The sequence below is a fragment of the Streptococcus pseudopneumoniae genome (genome assembly GCF_038148955.1).
GTDB lineage: Bacteria > Bacillota > Bacilli > Lactobacillales > Streptococcaceae > Streptococcus > Streptococcus pseudopneumoniae_T.
In genome coordinates this window covers 151,452-169,969 of record NZ_JBBJZY010000001.1, presented here as the reverse complement: position 1 = coordinate 169,969, position 18,518 = coordinate 151,452, and the positions used below count along the sequence as shown (strand labels likewise).

13 protein-coding genes and 1 other RNA gene are annotated in these 18,518 nt (G+C 39.5%); 12 read left to right on the top strand and 2 right to left on the bottom strand.

The features are described from left to right. Window positions 1-136: 136 nt before the first annotated feature. From WKI23_RS00820 to WKI23_RS00810, 3 genes are all read left to right on the top strand, one after another. Window positions 137-2,095: a peptide ABC transporter substrate-binding protein gene (locus tag WKI23_RS00820; RefSeq protein WP_368078619.1), complete on the top strand. Its 1,959-nt coding sequence runs from the start codon at window positions 137-139 to the stop codon at window positions 2,093-2,095. Between the two features lie 182 nt (window positions 2,096-2,277). Then, the gene (gene glf / locus WKI23_RS00815; RefSeq protein ID WP_368078618.1) at window positions 2,278-3,378 is read left to right on the top strand and encodes a UDP-galactopyranose mutase; all 1,101 of its coding nucleotides are present in this window, start codon (window positions 2,278-2,280) and stop codon (window positions 3,376-3,378) included. 236 nt (window positions 3,379-3,614) lie between these two features. Then, the gene (locus tag WKI23_RS00810; protein WP_368078617.1) at window positions 3,615-5,594 is read left to right on the top strand and encodes a peptide ABC transporter substrate-binding protein; all 1,980 of its coding nucleotides are present in this window, start codon (window positions 3,615-3,617) and stop codon (window positions 5,592-5,594) included. 164 nt (window positions 5,595-5,758) lie between these two features. Here the strand turns inward: WKI23_RS00810 and pbp1a are convergent, their stop codons facing one another. Together pbp1a and recU are read right to left on the bottom strand one after the other, a co-directional pair. After that, on the bottom strand, window positions 5,759-7,924 hold the full coding sequence (pbp1a, locus tag WKI23_RS00805) for a penicillin-binding protein PBP1A (RefSeq protein ID WP_440215190.1): 2,166 nt from the start codon (window positions 7,922-7,924) through the stop codon (window positions 5,759-5,761). Beyond that, window positions 7,921-8,517 carry a Holliday junction resolvase RecU gene (gene recU, locus WKI23_RS00800; protein ID WP_000248779.1) on the bottom strand — a complete coding sequence of 199 codons (597 nt, stop codon included), beginning with the start codon at window positions 8,515-8,517 and terminating at the stop codon, window positions 7,921-7,923. The genes pbp1a and recU overlap by 4 nt, the downstream gene beginning before the upstream one ends. Before the next feature lie 66 nt (window positions 8,518-8,583). On the opposite strand from recU, the gene WKI23_RS00795 reads away from it, so the two are divergent. The 9 genes from WKI23_RS00795 to WKI23_RS00755 all read left to right on the top strand — a co-directional run bounded on the left by WKI23_RS00795 (window position 8,584) and on the right by WKI23_RS00755 (window position 18,288). Then, window positions 8,584-9,111, top strand: a complete 528-nt coding sequence (locus tag WKI23_RS00795; protein WP_346743495.1) for a DUF1273 domain-containing protein — start codon at window positions 8,584-8,586, stop codon at window positions 9,109-9,111. Window positions 9,112-9,180: 69 nt separating this feature from the next. Then, window positions 9,181-9,522 carry a cell division regulator GpsB gene (gpsB, locus tag WKI23_RS00790; protein WP_368078616.1) on the top strand — a complete coding sequence of 114 codons (342 nt, stop codon included), beginning with the start codon at window positions 9,181-9,183 and terminating at the stop codon, window positions 9,520-9,522. Window positions 9,523-9,542: 20 nt separating this feature from the next. Then, an RNA gene (gene rnpB / locus WKI23_RS00785) (RNase P RNA component class B) lies at window positions 9,543-9,923 on the top strand. An 84-nt stretch (window positions 9,924-10,007) separates the two neighbouring features. Next, window positions 10,008-11,165, top strand: a complete 1,158-nt coding sequence (locus WKI23_RS00780; RefSeq protein WP_368078615.1) for a class I SAM-dependent RNA methyltransferase — start codon at window positions 10,008-10,010, stop codon at window positions 11,163-11,165. A gap of 12 nt (window positions 11,166-11,177) precedes the next feature. Continuing rightward, entirely contained in the window at window positions 11,178-12,590 is a 1,413-nt protein-coding gene (mapZ, locus tag WKI23_RS00775) for a cell division site-positioning protein MapZ (RefSeq protein ID WP_368078614.1), read from the top strand. Between the two features lie 75 nt (window positions 12,591-12,665). Further along, window positions 12,666-14,090, top strand: a complete 1,425-nt coding sequence (gene gndA / locus WKI23_RS00770) for an NADP-dependent phosphogluconate dehydrogenase (RefSeq protein WP_000158778.1) — start codon at window positions 12,666-12,668, stop codon at window positions 14,088-14,090. 11 nt (window positions 14,091-14,101) lie between these two features. Further along, a complete protein-coding gene (locus tag WKI23_RS00765; RefSeq protein WP_368078613.1) occupies window positions 14,102-14,791 on the top strand; it encodes a response regulator transcription factor in 690 nt (229 codons plus the stop codon). 100 nt (window positions 14,792-14,891) lie between these two features. Then, window positions 14,892-15,809: an N-acetylmuramoyl-L-alanine amidase family protein gene (locus WKI23_RS00760; protein WP_368078612.1), complete on the top strand. Its 918-nt coding sequence runs from the start codon at window positions 14,892-14,894 to the stop codon at window positions 15,807-15,809. Window positions 15,810-16,188: 379 nt separating this feature from the next. Then, on the top strand, window positions 16,189-18,288 hold the full coding sequence (locus tag WKI23_RS00755) for a YSIRK-type signal peptide-containing protein (RefSeq protein ID WP_368078611.1): 2,100 nt from the start codon (window positions 16,189-16,191) through the stop codon (window positions 18,286-18,288). The last annotated feature ends 230 nt before the right edge of the window (window positions 18,289-18,518 follow it).

Sequence of the window (18,518 nt, the reverse complement as noted above, 5' to 3'; positions counted from 1 at the left end):
AAAGGCAGAAATCCTTTGTTTTTTTATGACTAAAGTTTATAAACTTTCATTCTCAAAATTCAATTAACTTTACAAATTCCCACTATTTTGGTAAAATAAATATATGTTATAAAAACTAACATAAAGGAGAAAGAAGATGACTACAAAAAAGCGTGTCCTTAGTGTAGGCCTGACTGTTGCGGCTACCTTGCTTTTAGCTGCTTGCGGACAATCAGGTTCAGATACAAAAACTTACTCATCAACCTTTAGTGGAAATCCAACTACATTTAACTACTTGTTAGACTACTACGCTGATAATACAGCCATCATTACCAACCTAGTTGATGGCTTGCTTGAAAATGACAACCACGGAAACCTAGTTCCATCTTTGGCAGAAGACTGGTCTGTTTCGAACGACGGTCTGACTTATACCTACAAATTGAGAAAAGATGCCAAATGGTTCACGGCTGACGGTGAAGAATATGCCCCAGTCAAGGCACAAGATTTTGTGACAGGTATCAAGTACGCAGTGGACAATAAATCACAGGCCATTGACCTGATTCAAAACTCGATCAAGGGCTTGAATGATTATATTACAGGAGCGGATTCTGACTTTTCTAAGGTTGGGGTGAAGGCTATTGACGACCAGACTGTTGAGTATACTTTGGTACGCCCAGAACCTTACTGGAATTCAAAAACAACCAACAGTATTCTTTTCCCAGTGAATGAAGAGTTTTTAAACTCAAAAGGGAAAGATTTTGGGACTCTATCTCCAGATAGCATTCTCTACAGCGGACCTTATTTGTTAAAAGATTTCACATCAAAATCATCAATCGAGTATGTGAAAAATCCGCATTACTACGATCATGACAAAGTATCAATTGAACACGTGAAATTGGCTTACTTTGATGGTTCAGACCAAGAATTGACCATCCGTAACTTTGAAAGTGGCGCTTATTCAATCGCTGGGGTTTATCCAAATAGTTCTAACTTCGCCAAGACCAAGGAGAAATATAAGGATAATATCGTCTATAGCTTGCAGGACAAGACTTCTTGGTACTTCAATTTCAACGTCAATCGTAAGGCCTACAACCATACGTCTAAAACGACAGATGAGCAGAAGAAGTCAACTGAAACAGCTGTTTTGAACAAGAACTTCCGCCAAGCAGTGAACTTTGCCTTGGACCGCACAGCCTATTCTGCCCAGTCAAACGGGGAAGAAGCAGCTAGTAAGACCCTTCGTAACACCCTAGTGCCTCCAACATTTGTCCAAGTTGGAGACAAGACCTTTGGAGAAGTAGTCGCTTCTAAATTGGTCAACTATGGCACAGAATGGTCAGATATTAACTTGGCAGATGCTCAGGATGCCTATTTCAACAAAGAAAAAGCCCAAGCAGAATTTGTGGAAGCTAAAAAAGAATTGGCAAGTCAAGGTGTGACCTTCCCAATTCACTTGGATGTGGCGGTTGATCAGACAAGTAAAAATGCCGTGACAGGCATGAACTCAGTTAAGCAGACCCTTGAGTCAGTTTTGGGTGCTGATAACATTGTCATTGATGTTCAGCAACTTTCAACAGATGATTTTAATAACGTAGCCTTCTTAGCGCCAACAGCAGCTGATCGTGACTATGATTTGAACTTTGATGGCTGGGTAGGTGACTATCAGGATCCATCAACTTATCTCAATCCTTTCAATGCAGAGGATGGATTCTACCTTAAGATTTTTGGACTAGATGCTAAGGAAGACAAGGAAAAAATCACTAGCCTAGGTCTTGATACCTACACTAAGATGCTCAAAGATGCAGATAGTGAAAACAAAGATGTAGCCAAACGCTATGAAAAATATGCTGAAGCACAGGCTTGGATGATTGACAATTCTCTGATTATGTCAGCTATGTCAAGTGGTGGAACAGCTTCTGTAACCAAAGTAACACCATTTACAAGAGGCTATTCATTGGTTGGTATCAAGGGTGATGGCAATAACTACAAGTACATGAAACTGCAAAAAGACACTGTGACGACCAAACAGTTTGAAGAAGCTAAGACCAAATGGGAGCAAGAAAGCAAAAAAGCAATCGAAAAAGCCCAAAAAGAAGCAGAAAAACATGTTAAATAGTTAGAAATAGCCTTTTCAAGCAAAATCATAAAGACAAACATCAGTTTTGGTGCTTGTCTTTTTAAATCACTCGGCTATTGAAAACTAAGAAATGATTTGTTTTGTGCTAAAATAGATTGAAACTAAGATCCTCTCTTTTACTGTAGTTAAGGAGATGAGAGGTAAATGATAAGGAAGAGACTATGTACGACTATCTAATCGTTGGTGCTGGTTTGTCTGGAGCAATTTTTGCTTATGAGGCGACTAAGCGTGGAAAAAAAGTAAAAGTTATTGATAAACGTGACCACATTGGTGGAAATATCTACTGTGAGAATGTAGAAGGAATCAACGTTCACAAATATGGTGCTCATATCTTCCATACTTCTAATAAGAAAGTCTGGGATTATGTGAATCAATTTGCTGAATTTAACAACTATATCAACTCGCCTCTAGCTAATTACAAGGGTAGCCTTTATAATCTACCTTTCAATATGAATACTTTCTATGCTATGTGGGGGACAAAAACTCCTCAAGAAGTGAAAAATAAGATTGCTGAGCAAACGGCTCATATGAAGGACGTTGAACCTAAAAACTTGGAAGAACAGGCTATCAAGTTGATCGGTCCAGATATTTATGAAAAGTTGATCAAAGGCTACACTGAAAAGCAATGGGGACGTTCTGCGACTGACCTTCCACCCTTTATCATCAAACGTCTACCAGTTCGTTTGACTTTTGATAATAACTACTTTAATGACCGTTACCAAGGAATTCCAATCGGTGGCTATAATGTCATTATCGAAAATATGTTGAAGGATGTGGAAGTAGAACTTGGAGTTGACTTTTTTGCCAATCGTGAGGAATTAGAAGCTTCTGCTGAAAAAGTTGTCTTTACGGGGATGATTGACCAATACTTCAATTATAAACATGGTGAGTTAGAATACCGTAGTCTTCGTTTTGAGCATGAAGTTCTCAATGAAGAAAACTATCAAGGAAATGCTGTTGTCAACTACACAGAGCGAGAAATTCCTTATACTCGTATTATTGAGCATAAACACTTTGAGTATGGTACACAAGCTAAAACGGTCATTACTCGTGAATACCCAGCTGATTGGAAACGTGGAGATGAGCCTTATTATCCAATCAATGATGAGAGAAACAATGCTATATTTGCTAACTATCAAGAAGAAGCAGCCCAGAATGATAAGGTCATTTTCTGTGGACGTTTGGCTGATTATAAATACTACGACATGCATGTAGTCATCGAACGGGCTTTGGAAGTGGTCGAGGAAGAGTTGGGACAATAATGCAAGGATTCCGTTATTTTAGAATCTTTGCTACTTAAGATTTTTAGAAGTAAGGTCAATAAGATTCTTTTCTGCTTATCAGAAGAGAATCTCTGTTGGCTTTTTTTTGGCATAAATGAACAATTTTATTTTTCAGAATATATCAAATATAACAAATAACTCTTAAAATTCAGAAAATTCTATTGACAGGACTTGAAAAAGAGTCTATAATGAATAAAAAAACAAAGGAGAAGACTATGAAAACAAGAAAAGTATTGGCTCTTGCGGGAGTAACCTTATTAGCAGCTGGTGTTTTAGCTGCTTGTTCTGGGGGGTCAGGTGCTCAAGGTGAAAAAACCTTTGCCTTTACCTACGAGACACATCCAGATAATCTCAACTATTTGACAACTGGTAAGGCAGCAACTTCTGAGATTACTAGTAATGTGATCGATGGATTACTTGAAAATGATAAATACGGGAACCTTATTCCCTCAATGGCAGAAGACTGGTCGGTCTCTAAGGATGGCTTGACTTATACTTATAAGATTCGTCAGGATGCCAAGTGGTATACATCTGAGGGAGAAGAGTACGCTCCTGTTAAGGCTCAGGACTTTGTAACAGGACTTAAATATGCAACAGATAAGAAAGCAGAAGCCCTTTACTTGGTACAGGATTCAATCAAAGGTCTGGATGCCTATGCAAAAGGTGAAATCACAGACTTTGCTCAAGTCGGGATTAAAGCGCTTGACGACCAAACAATCCAATACACCTTGAACAAACCTGAAAGTTTTTGGAATTCCAAAACAACCATGGGTGTGCTTGCGCCAGTTAATGAAGAGTTTTTGAATTCAAAAGGGGATGATTTTGCCAAAGCTACGGATCCAAGTAGTCTCTTGTATAACGGTCCTTATTTGTTGAAATCTATTGTGACTAAATCCTCTGTTGAATTTGCGAAAAATCCGAACTACTGGGATAAGGACAATGTGCATATTGACAAGATTAAATTGTCATTCTGGGATGGGCAAGATACCAGCAAACCAGCAGAAAACTTTAAAGATGGTAGCCTTACAGCAGCTCGTCTTTATCCAACAAGTGCAAGTTTCGCAGAGCTTGAGAAGAGTATGAAAGACAATATTGTCTATACGCAACAAGACTCGACTACGTATCTAGTAGGAACAAATATTGATCGTCAGTCCTATAAATATACTTCTAAGACTAGCGACGAACAAAAGACATCTACTAAAAAGGCTCTCTTGAACAAGGATTTCCGTCAGGCTATTGCCTTTGGATTTGACCGTACAGCCTATGCCTCTCAGTTGAATGGAGAAACTGGAGCAAGCAAAATCTTGCGTAATCTCTTTGTGCCACCAACATTTGTTCAAGCAGATGGGAAAAACTTTGGCGATATAGTCAAAGAGAAATTGGTGACTTATGGGGATGAATGGAAGGATGTTAATCTGGCCGATTCACAAGATGGTCTTTACAATCCAGAAAAAGCCAAGGCTGAATTTGCTAAAGCTAAATCAGCTTTGCAGGCAGAAGGTGTGACTTTCCCAATTCATTTGGATATGCCAGTTGACCAGACAGCAACTACAAAAGTTCAACGTGTCCAATCTATGAAACAATCCTTGGAAGCAACTTTAGGAACTGATAATGTCGTTATTGATATCCAACAATTGCAAAAAGATGAATTGCTTAATGTAACTCTATTTGCCGAAAATGCTGCTGGCGAAGACTGGGATTTATCAGATAATGTCGGTTGGGGTCCAGACTTTGCCGATCCATCAACCTACCTTGATATTATCAAACCTTCTGTAGGAGAAAGTACTAAAACATATTTAGGATTTGACTCAGGGGAAGATAATGTAGCTGCTAAAAAAGTAGGTCTATATGACTACGAAAAATTGGTTACTGAAGCTGGTGATGAGACTACAGATGTTGCTAAACGATATGATAAATACGCAGCAGCCCAAGCTTGGTTGACAGATAGTGCCTTGATCATCCCAACAACTTCTAAAACTGGTCGTCCAATCTTGTCTAAGATGGTACCATTTACAATACCATTTGCATTGTCAGGAAATAAAGGTACAAGTGACCCAGTCTTGTATAAATACCTTGAACTTCAAGACAAGGCAGTTACTGCAGATGAATATCAAAAAGCTCAAGAAAAATGGATGAAAGAAAAAGCAGAATCCAATAAAAAAGCGCAAGAAGAACTCGCAAAACATGTGAAATAAGATAAAAAGAGACTGAGCAAAAAGTCTTTAAAAGCAAAACGCATATTGTCAGGTGATGAAAGCCTTGATCGTATGCGTTTTATTGTGGGGAAATGTACTTGATCTCTGTATTTCATTTTGAAAATGACAAAATCCTGAGTTTAGAGTTCTCAGGATTTTTTCGTTTACTGTTGTGGTTGTTGTTGAACTTGAGGGGGCTGAGGAGTCTGTGGAGCCGGGTTTTGATTGGCTCCGGGTGCATTTGGTGCTTGGTTTTGACCATTAGTACTAGCATCAGGACTTGTTGCTGGTGCTTGGCTAGTAGAGCTTTCTGCACTTGTTGATGAGCTTTCAGTTGAAGATGATTGGGATGTTGTTTCAGTCCAAGTCGGTCTTGCTCCATTTTGGAAAACAAACTGCCCATTTCGATAAATGCCGTCTGGCATCGTCCAGTCTTCTGGATGAGTATCTTCTGATAGATACGTTATCATTGAGCGATAAACTTTAGCTGCAACTAGGAAACCATCTCCAACGATAGGAGTTAAACGATTCGAATAACCTGTCCATACAGCCATAGAATACTTACGAGTATAACCAACAAACATTTCATCTGGAGCTACATAGCCAGTGTTTTTGATGTGTTTTTCAATTTCATCATCTGTGTAGTTAGAAGTACCTGTCTTACCAGCTTGAGGAAGCCAAGGCAGGTAGGCACCACGACCAGTTCCGTAAGTCAAGACAGTTTTCATCATGTCGGTCATCATATAGGCTGTCGTTTCCTTCATGGCACGAGTTCCGACATTAGAGAACTCTTTTTCACTCCCATCACTAAAGACGACTTTATGGATATACATTGGTTTATAGTAAGTTCCACCATTTGCAAAGGCAGCGTAAGCAGCAGCCATCTTTTCACTACTTGCTCCATATTTTTTGTCTGATTCAGTTGTGTTACTTGAAATGGCATTTGAGTAGTGAATACTTGGGTAGTCAATTCCTAAACCATTTAGGAAGTTTTTGGCTCTATCTAAACCAACCTTGTTTAGTGTTTCAACGGCAGGTACGTTACGAGATTGTTGAAGGGCATATTGCAGAGTAATATTACCAAAATATGCTCGATCCCAGTTGTAGACAGGTGTGCTTGTTCCCGGATAGTTATAAGGAATATCATTAACCATAGTTGCAGTGGAATCATATACACCGTATTCTATGGCAGGTGCATAATCGGTGATTGGTTTCATTGATGAACCCCAGTCACGATTGGTTTCCACAGCTTGGTTGGTACCAAATGAAACGTTACTTGCTTGGTGACGAGCTCCAAGTTGGGCGATGACTTTACCATTGGAAACATCTACGACCGTAGATGCGACTTGCAAATCATCGTCAGGGTAAGAGACGTATTGCTCGGAGTTGTAGATATCCCACAGACGTTTTTGAGCCTCTTGGTCTACATTTGTGTAGACATCCATCCCAGTTGTGAGCAGGTTATAGCCTGTTTCTTCTTCAACTTGATTGATGACTTCCTTGAGGTAATTATCCATGTAAGCAGGGTAATTACTTGCTGATTTGAGACTTTGTAGTCCATCAGTAATTGGTGTGTTGACTGCTTTCTCATACTGTTCAGCAGAGATGTAGCCTTGATTTTTCATTTCAGATAAGACCAAGTTTCGGCGGTCTTGAGCTGCTTCTGGATGTGAATAGGGGTCATATTGGTTTGGTGCCTGAGGCATTCCAGCCAGCAAGGCTAACTGAGGTAAACTTAAATTATTGAGGTCTTTACCATAGTAGTTTTGAGCTGCTGTCTGCATTCCATAGTTGCCATTAGACATGTAGACCTTATTTATATAGTAGGTCAAGATTTCTTGCTTGGTTGCTTTTTGTTCTAACTGAATCGCTAACCAAGCTTCCTGAGCCTTACGAGAAATAGTCTGGTCGGAAGTCGAGGTTGAAAAGTAAGTCAACTTAATCAACTGTTGGGTGAGAGTTGATCCACCTTGGAGGGAATTACTTTGCAGATTACGCAAGAAAGCGCCCAGGATACGGATGGTATCAATCCCCCTGTGGTCGAAGAAGCGATGGTCTTCGATAGAAACGATTGCCTTAACCAAATCTGTGGGAATATCATTAGCTTGGGCATTGACGCGACGTTCAGAACCCAAGTCAGCAATGAGTTGATTTTTATTGTCGTAGATTTTACTAGAGGTTGTTGCAACTAGTTTACTCTCGGATAGGCTAGGAGCCTTGCTAACATAGTAGAAAAAAACTCCTCCACCTAAGACAATGGCTGCGATAACCAAGCTTAAGAAGCTAATGCTCAGATACTTGATTAGGCGCAGAATCGTTGGTTTGTTCATCTTGTTTTACCACCTAATAAATGTTCTTTGATAACATTGAGATAGGGAATTTGAGGGAAGGCACCAGCCTTGATTTCATATCCATATTCTCGAATATATCCAAGTGGCATTGATTTTTGTCCCTTATCTTGATGATAGAAGCGAATTAAATCAAGTGCCGGCAATAAGTAGGTTTCTTGCTGAGAAGAAAAGTGAAGAAGGACAAAGCAGATTCCTTGTTGGGCAAGGACTTGTTCCATATGCTGAATCTGATGTGGATGAAAATTTTTCATCGGAATCGCACGTTTTTGTTTTGTTTCCTTGGCTTCAAAGTCGATGTAATATCCATTATAAACGCCAGAATAGTCCGTCGTTGAAGCTTGTCGAAAATAGGCTTCAACAATCTTGGCACGACTTCGTTGTGGATAGTCCACTCGTACGATTTGAATAGGAGTTGGTTTCTTGTGTATAACAGCCAAGCCCTGAGACAAATAGTAGTCGTTGGTAGCATTGATCATCTTTTCAAAAGACATTCCTCGATTTGCGAAATTTTTGGGTTGAGAAAGAGATGTTTGTCTTTTTTGTGATGAAAGTTTATGTGGATAGTTGACCATAATACTCCTTATTGGTACAATAACATCACTCTATTATACCATAAATTTGCACAGAAAGGGTTAAAAATGGCTACAGCTTTGGTTTTAGGCTATTCTGCTTTTGATTTGGGTTTGTTTTCTGACAAGGATCCTCGTCTTAAATTGATAAAAAAAGCAATACGTAGGGATTTAGAAACTATGGCAGCAGATGGGGTGACTTGGCTTGTATTTACAGGGACTTTGGGCTTTGAATATTGGGTTTTAGAGGTTGCTCAAGAAATGAAGACCGAGTACGGTTTCCAGTTGGCGACCATTTTTGCTTTTGAAACCCATGGGGAAAATTGGAATGAAGGCAATCAGATGAAACTGAGTCGTTTTAAGCAGGTAGACTTTGTCAAATATGCCTATCCTCGCTATGAACACAAGGGGCAGTTAAGAGATTACCAGCAGTTTTTACTGGAAAATACGAACAGTTCTTATCTTTTTTATGATGAAGAAAATGAAACGAAACTAGCTTATTTTTACCAAAAGATGAAAAATCAAGAGGACTATTTTATAAAGAGATTAACATTTGATCAATTAAATGAACTTGCTGAAAATTTTTCCGAAAATTGAAGCTTTGACCTTGATTTTTGTTTGCCTTTTTTTATATAATAATACTAGCAAGCGAGAATGGAGAGAGACATGGCAAGTATTATTTTTTCAGCAAAAGATATTTTTGAACAAGAGTTTGGACGTGAAGTCCGTGGGTATAGTAAAGTAGAAGTTGACGAGTTTTTAGACGATGTCATCAAGGATTATGAAACCTATGCTGCCTTGGTCAAGTCACTTCGTCAGGAAATTGCGGATTTGAAGGAAGAATTAACTCGTAAACCGCAAGTGAGTTCGGATCCAAGTCCTAGTCACCCAGATCCAATTGATGTGGCTGCTTCATCTTCTATGACGAATTTTGATATTTTGAAACGCTTGAATCGTCTTGAAAAAGAAGTATTCGGCAAACAAATTTTAGACAATACTGATTTGTAATTTAGGTCTTGTTACATGCAATTTTTGGATAATCGCGTGAGGAGAATTGCTTCTCATGAGGAAAGTCCATGCTAGCACAGGCTGTGATGCCTGTAGTGTTTGTGCTAGGCGAAACCATAAGCCTAGGGACGAGAAATCGTTACGGCAGTTGAAATGGCTAAGTCCTTGGATAGGTCAGAGTAGGCTTGAAAGTGCCACAGTGACGGAGTCTTTCTGGAAACAGAGAGAGTGGAACGCGGTAAACCCCTCAAGCTAGCAACCCAAATTTTGGTCGGGGCATGGAGTACGCGGAAACGAACGTAGTATTCTGACTGCTATCAGCTAGAGCTGTTAGTGGTAGACAGATGATTATCGAAGGAAGTGGTCCTAGTCACTTCTGGAACAAAACATGGCTTATAGAAAATTGCATATAGGTTGGGGCTGAGAAATTTTCTCAACCTCATTTTTTAAAGTGGACATATAGAAAGGTCTTGCAAGACTGTAACATGAAAAAAGAATTTAATTTAATTGCAACTGTGGCAGCAGGTCTTGAAGCTGTTGTAGGACGAGAAGTACGAGAGCTGGGCTACGATTGTCAGGTTGAAAATGGACGTGTTCGTTTTCAAGGAGACGTGAGAGCGATTATCGAAACCAACCTTTGGCTTCGGGCAGCAGATCGTATCAAAATTATCGTAGGAACCTTCCCAGCTAAGACTTTTGAAGAGTTGTTTCAGGGAGTTTTCGCTTTAGACTGGGAAAATTATTTACCACTTGGAGCTCGGTTCCCGATTTCAAAAGCCAAATGTGTTAAGTCCAAACTTCACAATGAGCCAAGTGTACAGGCTATTTCTAAGAAAGCTGTTGTCAAGAGATTGCAGAAACACTATGCTCGCCCAGAAGGGGTTCCTTTGATGGAGAATGGCCCAGAGTTTAAGATTGAGGTCTCTATTCTCAAAGATGTGGCAACTGTCATGATTGATACGACAGGCTCCAGTCTCTTTAAACGTGGCTATCGTACCGAAAAGGGTGGCGCTCCTATCAAGGAAAACATGGCAGCAGCTATTTTACAACTTTCTAACTGGTATCCAGATAAGCCTTTGATTGATCCGACCTGTGGTTCGGGGACTTTCTGTATCGAGGCTGTCATGATTGCCAGAAAGATGGCGCCTGGTCTTCGTCGCTCTTTTGCATTTGAGGAATGGAACTGGATTAGCAATCGCTTGATTCAGGAAGTGCGCACAGAAGCAGCTAAGAAAGTGGATCGTGAGCTGGAACTGGATATCATGGGCTGTGATATTGATGCTCGCATGGTGGAAATTGCTAAGGCCAATGCTCAGGCAGCTGGTGTTGCAGGAGATATTACCTTTAAGCAGATGCGCGTGCAGGATTTGCGTTCCGATAAAATCAATGGTGTGATTATTTCCAATCCGCCTTATGGTGAACGCTTGTCAGATGATGCAGGGGTGACCAAGCTCTATGCTGAGATGGGGCAAGTATTTGCACCACTGAAAACTTGGAGCAAATTTATCCTGACTAGTGATGAAGCCTTTGAAAGCAAGTATGGTAGCCAAGCAGATAAGAAGCGTAAGTTATACAACGGAACCTTGAAAGTGGATCTGTATCAATATTTTGGTCAGCGTGTCAAACGGCAAGAGGTAAAATAGAAAGGGATACTCATGAGTAAAAAAAGACGAAATCGTCATAAAAAAGAAGGTCAAGAACCGCAATTTGATTTTGATGAAGCAAAAGAGCTAACAGTTGGTCAAGCTATTCGTAAAAATGAAGAAGTGGAAGCAGGAGTCTTGCCTGAGGATTCCATTTTGGACAAGTATGTTAAGCAACACAGAGATGAAATTGAGGCGGATAAGTTTGCGACTCGCCAATACAAAAAAGAGGAGTTAGTTGAAACTCAGAGTCTGGATGATTTAATTCAAGAGATGCGTGAGGCTGTAGAGGAGTCAGAAGCCTCTTTGGAGGAAGTTCCATCTTCTGAAGACATTTTACCACCCTTGCCTCTGGACGATGAGGAGCAAGGCTTGGATCCTCTATTGCTAGAGGATGAAAATCCAACAGAAATGACTGAAGAAGTGGAAGAGGAGCAAAACCTTTCTCGTCTGGAACAAGAGGACTCAGATAAGAAAAGCAAAAAAGGCTTTGTTTTGACCGTTTTGGCGCTTGTATCAGTGATTATCTGTGTCAGTGCTTATTATGTCTATCGTCAAGTGAATCGCTCGACCAAGGAAATTGAAACTTCTCAATCAACTACAGCCAATCAATCAGATGTGGATGATTTTAATACACTTTATGACGCCTTTTACACAGACAGCAATAAAACGGCTTTGAAAAATAGCCAGTTTGATAAACTAAGTCAACTCAAGACATTACTTGATAAGCTGGAAGGTAGTCGTGAACATACGCTTGCCAAATCGAAGTATGATAGTCTAGCAACGCAAATCAAGGCCATTCAAGATGTCAATGCACAATTTGAAAAACCAGCTATTGTGGATGGTGTCTTGGATACCAAAGCCAAAGCCAAATCGGATGCTAAATTTACAGATATTAAAACTGGAAATACGGAGCTTGATAAAGTGCTAGATAAGGCTATCAGCCTTGGTAAGAGCCAGCAAACAAGTACTTCTAGCTCTAGCTCAAGTTCAAGTCAAACTAGTAGCTCAAGTTCAAGTCAAACAAGCTCAAATACGACTAGTGAGACAAGCCCAAGTAGTTCAAATACGGGATCAAATGAAACTAGAAGTACTCGCAGTGAAGTCAATATGGGTCTATCAAGTGCGGGGGTTGCTGTTCAAAGAAGTGCCAGTCGTGTTGCCTATAATCAGTCTGCTATTGATGATAGTAACAACTCTGCTTGGGATTTTGCGGATGGCGTCTTGGAACAAATTCTAGCGACTTCACGTTCACGTGGCTATATCACTGGAGACCAATATATCCTTGAACGTGTCAATATCGTTAACGGCAATGGTTATTACAACCTCTACAAGCCAGATGGAACCTATCTCTTTACACTTAACTGTAAGACAGGATATTTTGTCGGAAATGGAGCTGGTCATGCGGATGACTTGGACTACTAAGCAGTCGTTACAAAATTCTTTCTTTTCAAAAGTAAAAATGATAAAATAAAACAAATCAAACAAGAGGAGTGTCAAATGACAAAAGCTAACTTTGGTGTCGTAGGTATGGCCGTAATGGGTCGTAACCTTGCCCTTAATATTGAATCACGTGGTTACACAGTTGCTATCTACAACCGTAGTAAAGAAAAAACTGAAGATGTAATTGCTTGCCATCCTGAAAAGAACTTTGTACCAAGCTATGACGTTGAAAGTTTTGTAAACTCAATCGAAAAACCTCGTCGTATCATGCTCATGGTTCAAGCTGGACCTGGTACAGATGCGACTATTCAAGCCCTTCTTCCACACCTTGATAAGGGCGACATCTTAATTGACGGAGGAAACACTTTCTACAAAGATACCATCCGTCGTAATGAAGAATTGGCAAACTCAGGTATCAACTTTATCGGTACTGGGGTTTCTGGTGGTGAAAAAGGTGCCCTTGAAGGTCCTTCTATCATGCCTGGTGGACAAAAAGAAGCCTACGAATTGGTTGCTGACGTTCTTGAAGAAATCTCAGCTAAAGCACCAGAAGATGGCAAACCATGTGTGACTTATATCGGCCCTGATGGAGCTGGTCACTATGTAAAAATGGTTCACAACGGTATCGAGTATGGGGATATGCAATTGATCGCAGAAAGCTATGACTTGATGCAACACTTGCTAGGTCTTTCTGCAGAAGATATGGCTGAAATCTTTACTGAATGGAACAAGGGTGAGTTGGACAGCTACTTGATCGAAATCACAGCTGACATCTTGAGCCGTAAAGACGATGAAGGTCAAGATGGACCAATCGTAGACTACATCCTTGATGCTGCAGGTAACAAGGGAACTGGTAAATGGACTAGCCAATCATCACTTGATCTGGGTGTGCCATTGTCACTCATTACTGAGTCAGTATTTGCACGTTACATTTCAACTTACAAAGAAGAACGCGTGCATGCTAGCAAGGTTCTTCCAAAACCAGCTGCCTTCAAATTTGAAGGAGACAAGGCTGAGTTGATTGAAAAAATCCGTCAAGCCCTTTACTTCTCAAAAATCATTTCATACGCACAAGGTTTTGCTCAATTGCGTGTAGCTTCTAAAGAAAACAACTGGAACTTGCCATTTGCAGACATCGCATCTATCTGGCGTGATGGCTGTATCATCCGTTCTCGTTTCTTGCAAAAGATTACAGATGCTTACAACCGTGATGCAGACCTTGCTAACCTTCTTTTGGATGAGTACTTCTTGGATGTTACTGCTAAGTACCAACAAGCAGTGCGTGACATCGTAGCTCTTGCTGTTCAAGCTGGTGTACCAGTGCCAACTTTCTCAGCAGCTATTACTTACTTTGATAGCTACCGTTCAGCTGACCTTCCAGCTAACTTGATCCAAGCGCAACGTGACTACTTTGGTGCCCACACTTACCAACGTAAAGACAAAGAAGGAACATTCCACTACTCTTGGTATGACGAAAAATAAGTAGGTCTGCCATGGGGAAACGGATTTTATTACTTGAGAAAGAACGAAATCTAGCTCATTTTTTAAGTTTGGAACTCCAAAAAGAGCAATACCGAGTTGATCAGGTTGAGGAGGGGCAAAAAGCCCTCTCCATGGCTCTTCAGACAGACTATGACTTGATTTTATTGAATGCTCGTCTGGGGGATATGACAGCCCAGGATTTTGCAGATAGGCTGAGTCGGACTAAGCCAGCTTCAATCATCATGGTCTTGGACCATCGTGAAGAATTGCAAGACCAGCTTGAGACAATCCAACGCTTTGCCGTTTCTTACATCTATAAGCCAGTAATCATTGATAATCTGGTAGATCGTATTTCAGCGATTTTCCGAGGTCGGGACTTCATCGACCAACACTGTAGTCAGATGAAGGTTCCAACATCTTACCGCAATCTGCGTATGGATGTAGAACATCATACCGTTTATCGTGGCGAGGAGATGATTGCTCTGACTCGTCGTGAGTATGACCTTTTGGCTACTCTTATGGGAAGTAAGAAAGTGTTAACTCGTGAGCAGTTGTTGGAAAGTGTCTGGAAGTATGAAAGTGCGACCGAAACAAATATCGTGGATGTTTATATCCGTTATTTACGTAGCAAGCTGGATGTAAAAGGTCAGAAAAGCTACATTAAAACCGTTCGTGGTGTCGGTTACACCATGCAAGAATAGAAAAGCAGTTGCAGTTGTGTAACTGCTTTTTATATGAGTTTTTATATATGTTGACATACGATTTTGTATTTGCTACAATCAGTTATGGAGGATACATCTAATGAAAATAATAAAAAAATTGATGCCAATCGCATTAGCAGTCTTTTTCTTTGGTTTGCTAGCGACAAGTACAGTATTGGCGGATACTACAGGTGGACAGTTTGTTGATAAGGATAATAGAAAATATTATATAAAAGATGACCATAAAGCAATCTATTGGCATAAAATAGACGGTAAAACCTACTATTTTGGTGATAGTGGAGAAATGGTAGTCGGTTGGCAATACTTAGAAATCCCTGGGACAGGTTATCGTGATGATTTATTTGATAATCGACCAGTTTTCGAAATTGCCCTTCAACCGAAGTGGTACTACTTTGGACAAGATGGGGTCCTACAAGAATTTGTTGGCTGGAAACAATTAGAAGTCAAGGATTCGTTAAATGTTGGCAAAAAACATGGTGAAGGCTTTGAAGGTTTAGAAGTTCTTAAATTAGCAAATTATTACTTTGATCAAGACCATTCTTTAAAAACAGGTTGGCTTTATGATCAGTCCAACTGGTATTACCTAGCAAAAATAGGTTCTTCAGGAAAAGACTACCTTGGGGGTGAAAGACGTGCGGGTTGGATCAATGATAATTCAACTTGGTACTATCTCGATCCAACAAGTGCTATAATGCAAACTGGCTGGCAATATCTCGGTAGCAAGTGGTACTACCTCCGTTCATCAGGAGCTATGGCAACTGGTTGGTATCAGGAAGGCTCAACTTGGTATTACTTAGACCAGTCAAATGGCGATATGAAAACAGGCTGGCAATACCTTGGCAACAAGTGGTACTATCTCCGTTCATCAGGAGCTATGGTCACTGGTTGGTTCCAGGTCGGTAGTAAATGGTACTACGCCTATAGCTCAGGTGCTTTGGCAGTGAATACGACTGTAGATGGTTATTCTGTCAACTATAATGGCGAATGGGTTCGGTAAATAATGATAGGATTTTGCAACTTGAGATAAATTTTAAGTAAGAGTGCAGTTTCACGAAGTGATACTGGATAAAAAGTTTTTAAAATCAGAAAACCGCATATTATCAGGCGTCAAAAAAATTGGCAAAACCTTGATAATATGCGGTTTATTGTGGAAAGATTTACTTATTTACTTATTTTTAACAAAATTGAGTTTTTGCCCAGTTTTACATGACATGTTTTAGAAAAAGGTATATAATGTTAGTGTAATATCAAGTGTTTTTTTGAAAGCATCATAACAATTACAATTTTAGGCTTAAAAATCGAACCTTCTTTAAATACTTAAATATTTAAGGGGGGGGGTATAAGTACCCATTTGTAAAAAAGAAATGAGGTTGAAAATGAACTTTAAGTCAAGAAAATGTGAAGAAAACGGGAAAAAAGTTTTACGCTATTCTATTAGAAAACATCATTTGGGAGTAGCTAGTGTGGCAGTGGCTTCGGTGTTATTTTTTGCAACTGGCGTGACGACTGTTCAAGCGGACGGACCAGGAGCAACAGGTGGATCAGCAACAACAGGAGCAACAGGTGGATCAGCAGCAACAGGAGCAACAGGTGGATCAGCAACAACAGGACCAACAGGTGGATCAGCAACAACAGGAACATCAGATGGAGCAGGTGCAACAGGACCAACAGGTGGAGCAGATACGCCAGAACCACCAGCAGCAGACAACACAACTAATTCTGTACCAACGTCAACCTCAACTAGAGAAAGTTCTCATACAAGAAATAGACGTGAATTAAAAAATAATTATAATGGAACGGTCACATTTGTTACCAATCATGGGAATACAGATGTAAAATTTACAGGTGAAGATGAAACATTAGATCATACGGATGTTGATGGTAATAAAGCTAATACTGGAGATTCAGGTGGTGGAAGAACAAAAGCTTATTTCCAAGGATTTTCAAATGTTAAGTATTATGATGGTAGTGATGGACAAATAATGGTTTATAAAAATGAACCTATAAAAAATTTATTTCCTGAAGGACTTAAAGGTGGGGAAAAGGTATATGCCGTATATTTATCGTCAGCTACGGTTTTAGGATTAAATAGTCACCTAACAGGGAAACTTGAAATAAATAAAAATATTTCATCAGAGGAAACTGCATATAATAAAATTAATGTAAAAAATAATACAGAGAGCAAAGATAAAAGAGAAATAACTTATTATGTTGGAGAAGAAACAGTAAACAATTTGAAATTTGGAGCATCATTTTCTCTAGATCCCTTTGCAACAGCGGTAGTTCGTTATAGTCCTTCGCATTATTTCCAACCAGGGACAGCAGAACACTATCCAACAACTGATGCAGATAAGTTAGCAGATCCAACGAACAAAGATTATACTTATGTTGATTTGCATGTTCAATTAGATAAGAGAATTAAGTTGGCGGATGAATTGGATTTCGATTTGAAATCATATTCATTCCAACCACATATGATACTAGATAAAAATAAAAATAAGATAGCAGCGACTTTTGAGATAAGCAAAGATACTCCAAATTCGAAAGTGAAATTTAATACAAGAGATTTAATCGATAATGAGTTTATTTTAAGAACAAGAATTAGAAGAATTGAAAATATGCAGGAGAATGTTCCTTTAGCTACTGCATCAAGTGATATGGAGTTAATTTCGAATAAAGATGATAACTTTTCTGTTTCTAAAGAAGAAATCTTAAAAATCGCTAAAAAAGAAACTAAACCATTAGAAATAAATGGATATATTGATGGATGGGCTAAGTTATATGGACCAATTAGTTTTTGGGGTTTTAGCTTAGGGGGTCCACAAGCGATTCCAAAAACAAGAGGTAAATTAGTATCATTAAATTTTGAATTTAACAAAGTAAGTTTTAATAAAAATACAAATCAATATAATGATGATTCGGAACAAGATTTAGGAACAGTAAATGTAGAACATAATAAAGCTATTCAAACGGATGAGTTGAAAGATGGGATTAAACCAACAAAAGAAGTTGTTGGAGATACAATGCCAGATAACCTTGAGGATATAACGTTAACAGGAAAAGTCTATAAATTTAAAGAATGGAATACTAAGGCTGACGGTTCCGGAACAGTGTTTACAGGGGAAACAAAAATAACTGAAGATATAACTGTTTATGCAATTTGGAAAGAAAAAATTAATGTAATTCCGATACCAACTCCCCAACCGGCACCCCAGCCAGAACCGCAACCTAATCCCCAACCGACACCCCAGCCAACCCCACAACCCGAGCCCCAACCAGATTCGCAACCTAATCCCCAACCAGTACCTCAACCAACACCAACTCCTTCAGAGAATTGGAATCAAGGAAGTATTGGAGTGAACAAGCAGGATGAATTACCTCAGACAGGTAGTCAACAAGATGAATGGTTGGTAGCTCTAGGTGGCTTATCTATCCTAGGTGCTTTGACGGTATTTCCTAAAAAACGAGAAGAATAGGATATGTTAGAAATCATTTAAATAATGAAATGATGGAAATATATCCCTATAATGAAAGAGGCGATTGTGAAGGAAACAATCGCTTTTTTTGTGAAAATATAATAAAATAGATAGGAGAGAATAAATACTTGTAGGAAAAAATAATACTCTTCGAAAATCTCTTCAAACCACGTCAGCGTCGCCTTACCGTACTCAAGTACAGCCTGCGGCTAGCTTCCTAGTTTGCTTTT

Bases quoted from the DNA above. Each gene is read 5' to 3' on its own strand.
- WKI23_RS00765 (WP_368078613.1), top strand. From the start codon at position 14,102: ATGGGGAAACGGATTTTATTACTTGAGAAAGAACGAAATCTAGCTCAT.
- recU (WP_000248779.1), bottom strand. From the start codon at position 8,517: ATGGTCAACTATCCACATAAACTTTCATCACAAAAAAGACAAACATCT.
- gndA (WP_000158778.1), top strand. From the start codon at position 12,666: ATGACAAAAGCTAACTTTGGTGTCGTAGGTATGGCCGTAATGGGTCGT.
- WKI23_RS00755 (WP_368078611.1), top strand. From the start codon at position 16,189: ATGAACTTTAAGTCAAGAAAATGTGAAGAAAACGGGAAAAAAGTTTTA.
- gpsB (WP_368078616.1), top strand. From the start codon at position 9,181: ATGGCAAGTATTATTTTTTCAGCAAAAGATATTTTTGAACAAGAGTTT.
- glf (WP_368078618.1), top strand. From the start codon at position 2,278: ATGTACGACTATCTAATCGTTGGTGCTGGTTTGTCTGGAGCAATTTTT.
- WKI23_RS00820 (WP_368078619.1), top strand. From the start codon at position 137: ATGACTACAAAAAAGCGTGTCCTTAGTGTAGGCCTGACTGTTGCGGCT.
- WKI23_RS00795 (WP_346743495.1), top strand. From the start codon at position 8,584: ATGGCTACAGCTTTGGTTTTAGGCTATTCTGCTTTTGATTTGGGTTTG.
- WKI23_RS00810 (WP_368078617.1), top strand. From the start codon at position 3,615: ATGAAAACAAGAAAAGTATTGGCTCTTGCGGGAGTAACCTTATTAGCA.
- mapZ (WP_368078614.1), top strand. From the start codon at position 11,178: ATGAGTAAAAAAAGACGAAATCGTCATAAAAAAGAAGGTCAAGAACCG.
- WKI23_RS00760 (WP_368078612.1), top strand. From the start codon at position 14,892: ATGAAAATAATAAAAAAATTGATGCCAATCGCATTAGCAGTCTTTTTC.
- WKI23_RS00780 (WP_368078615.1), top strand. From the start codon at position 10,008: ATGAAAAAAGAATTTAATTTAATTGCAACTGTGGCAGCAGGTCTTGAA.
- pbp1a (WP_440215190.1), bottom strand. From the start codon at position 7,924: ATGAACAAACCAACGATTCTGCGCCTAATCAAGTATCTGAGCATTAGC.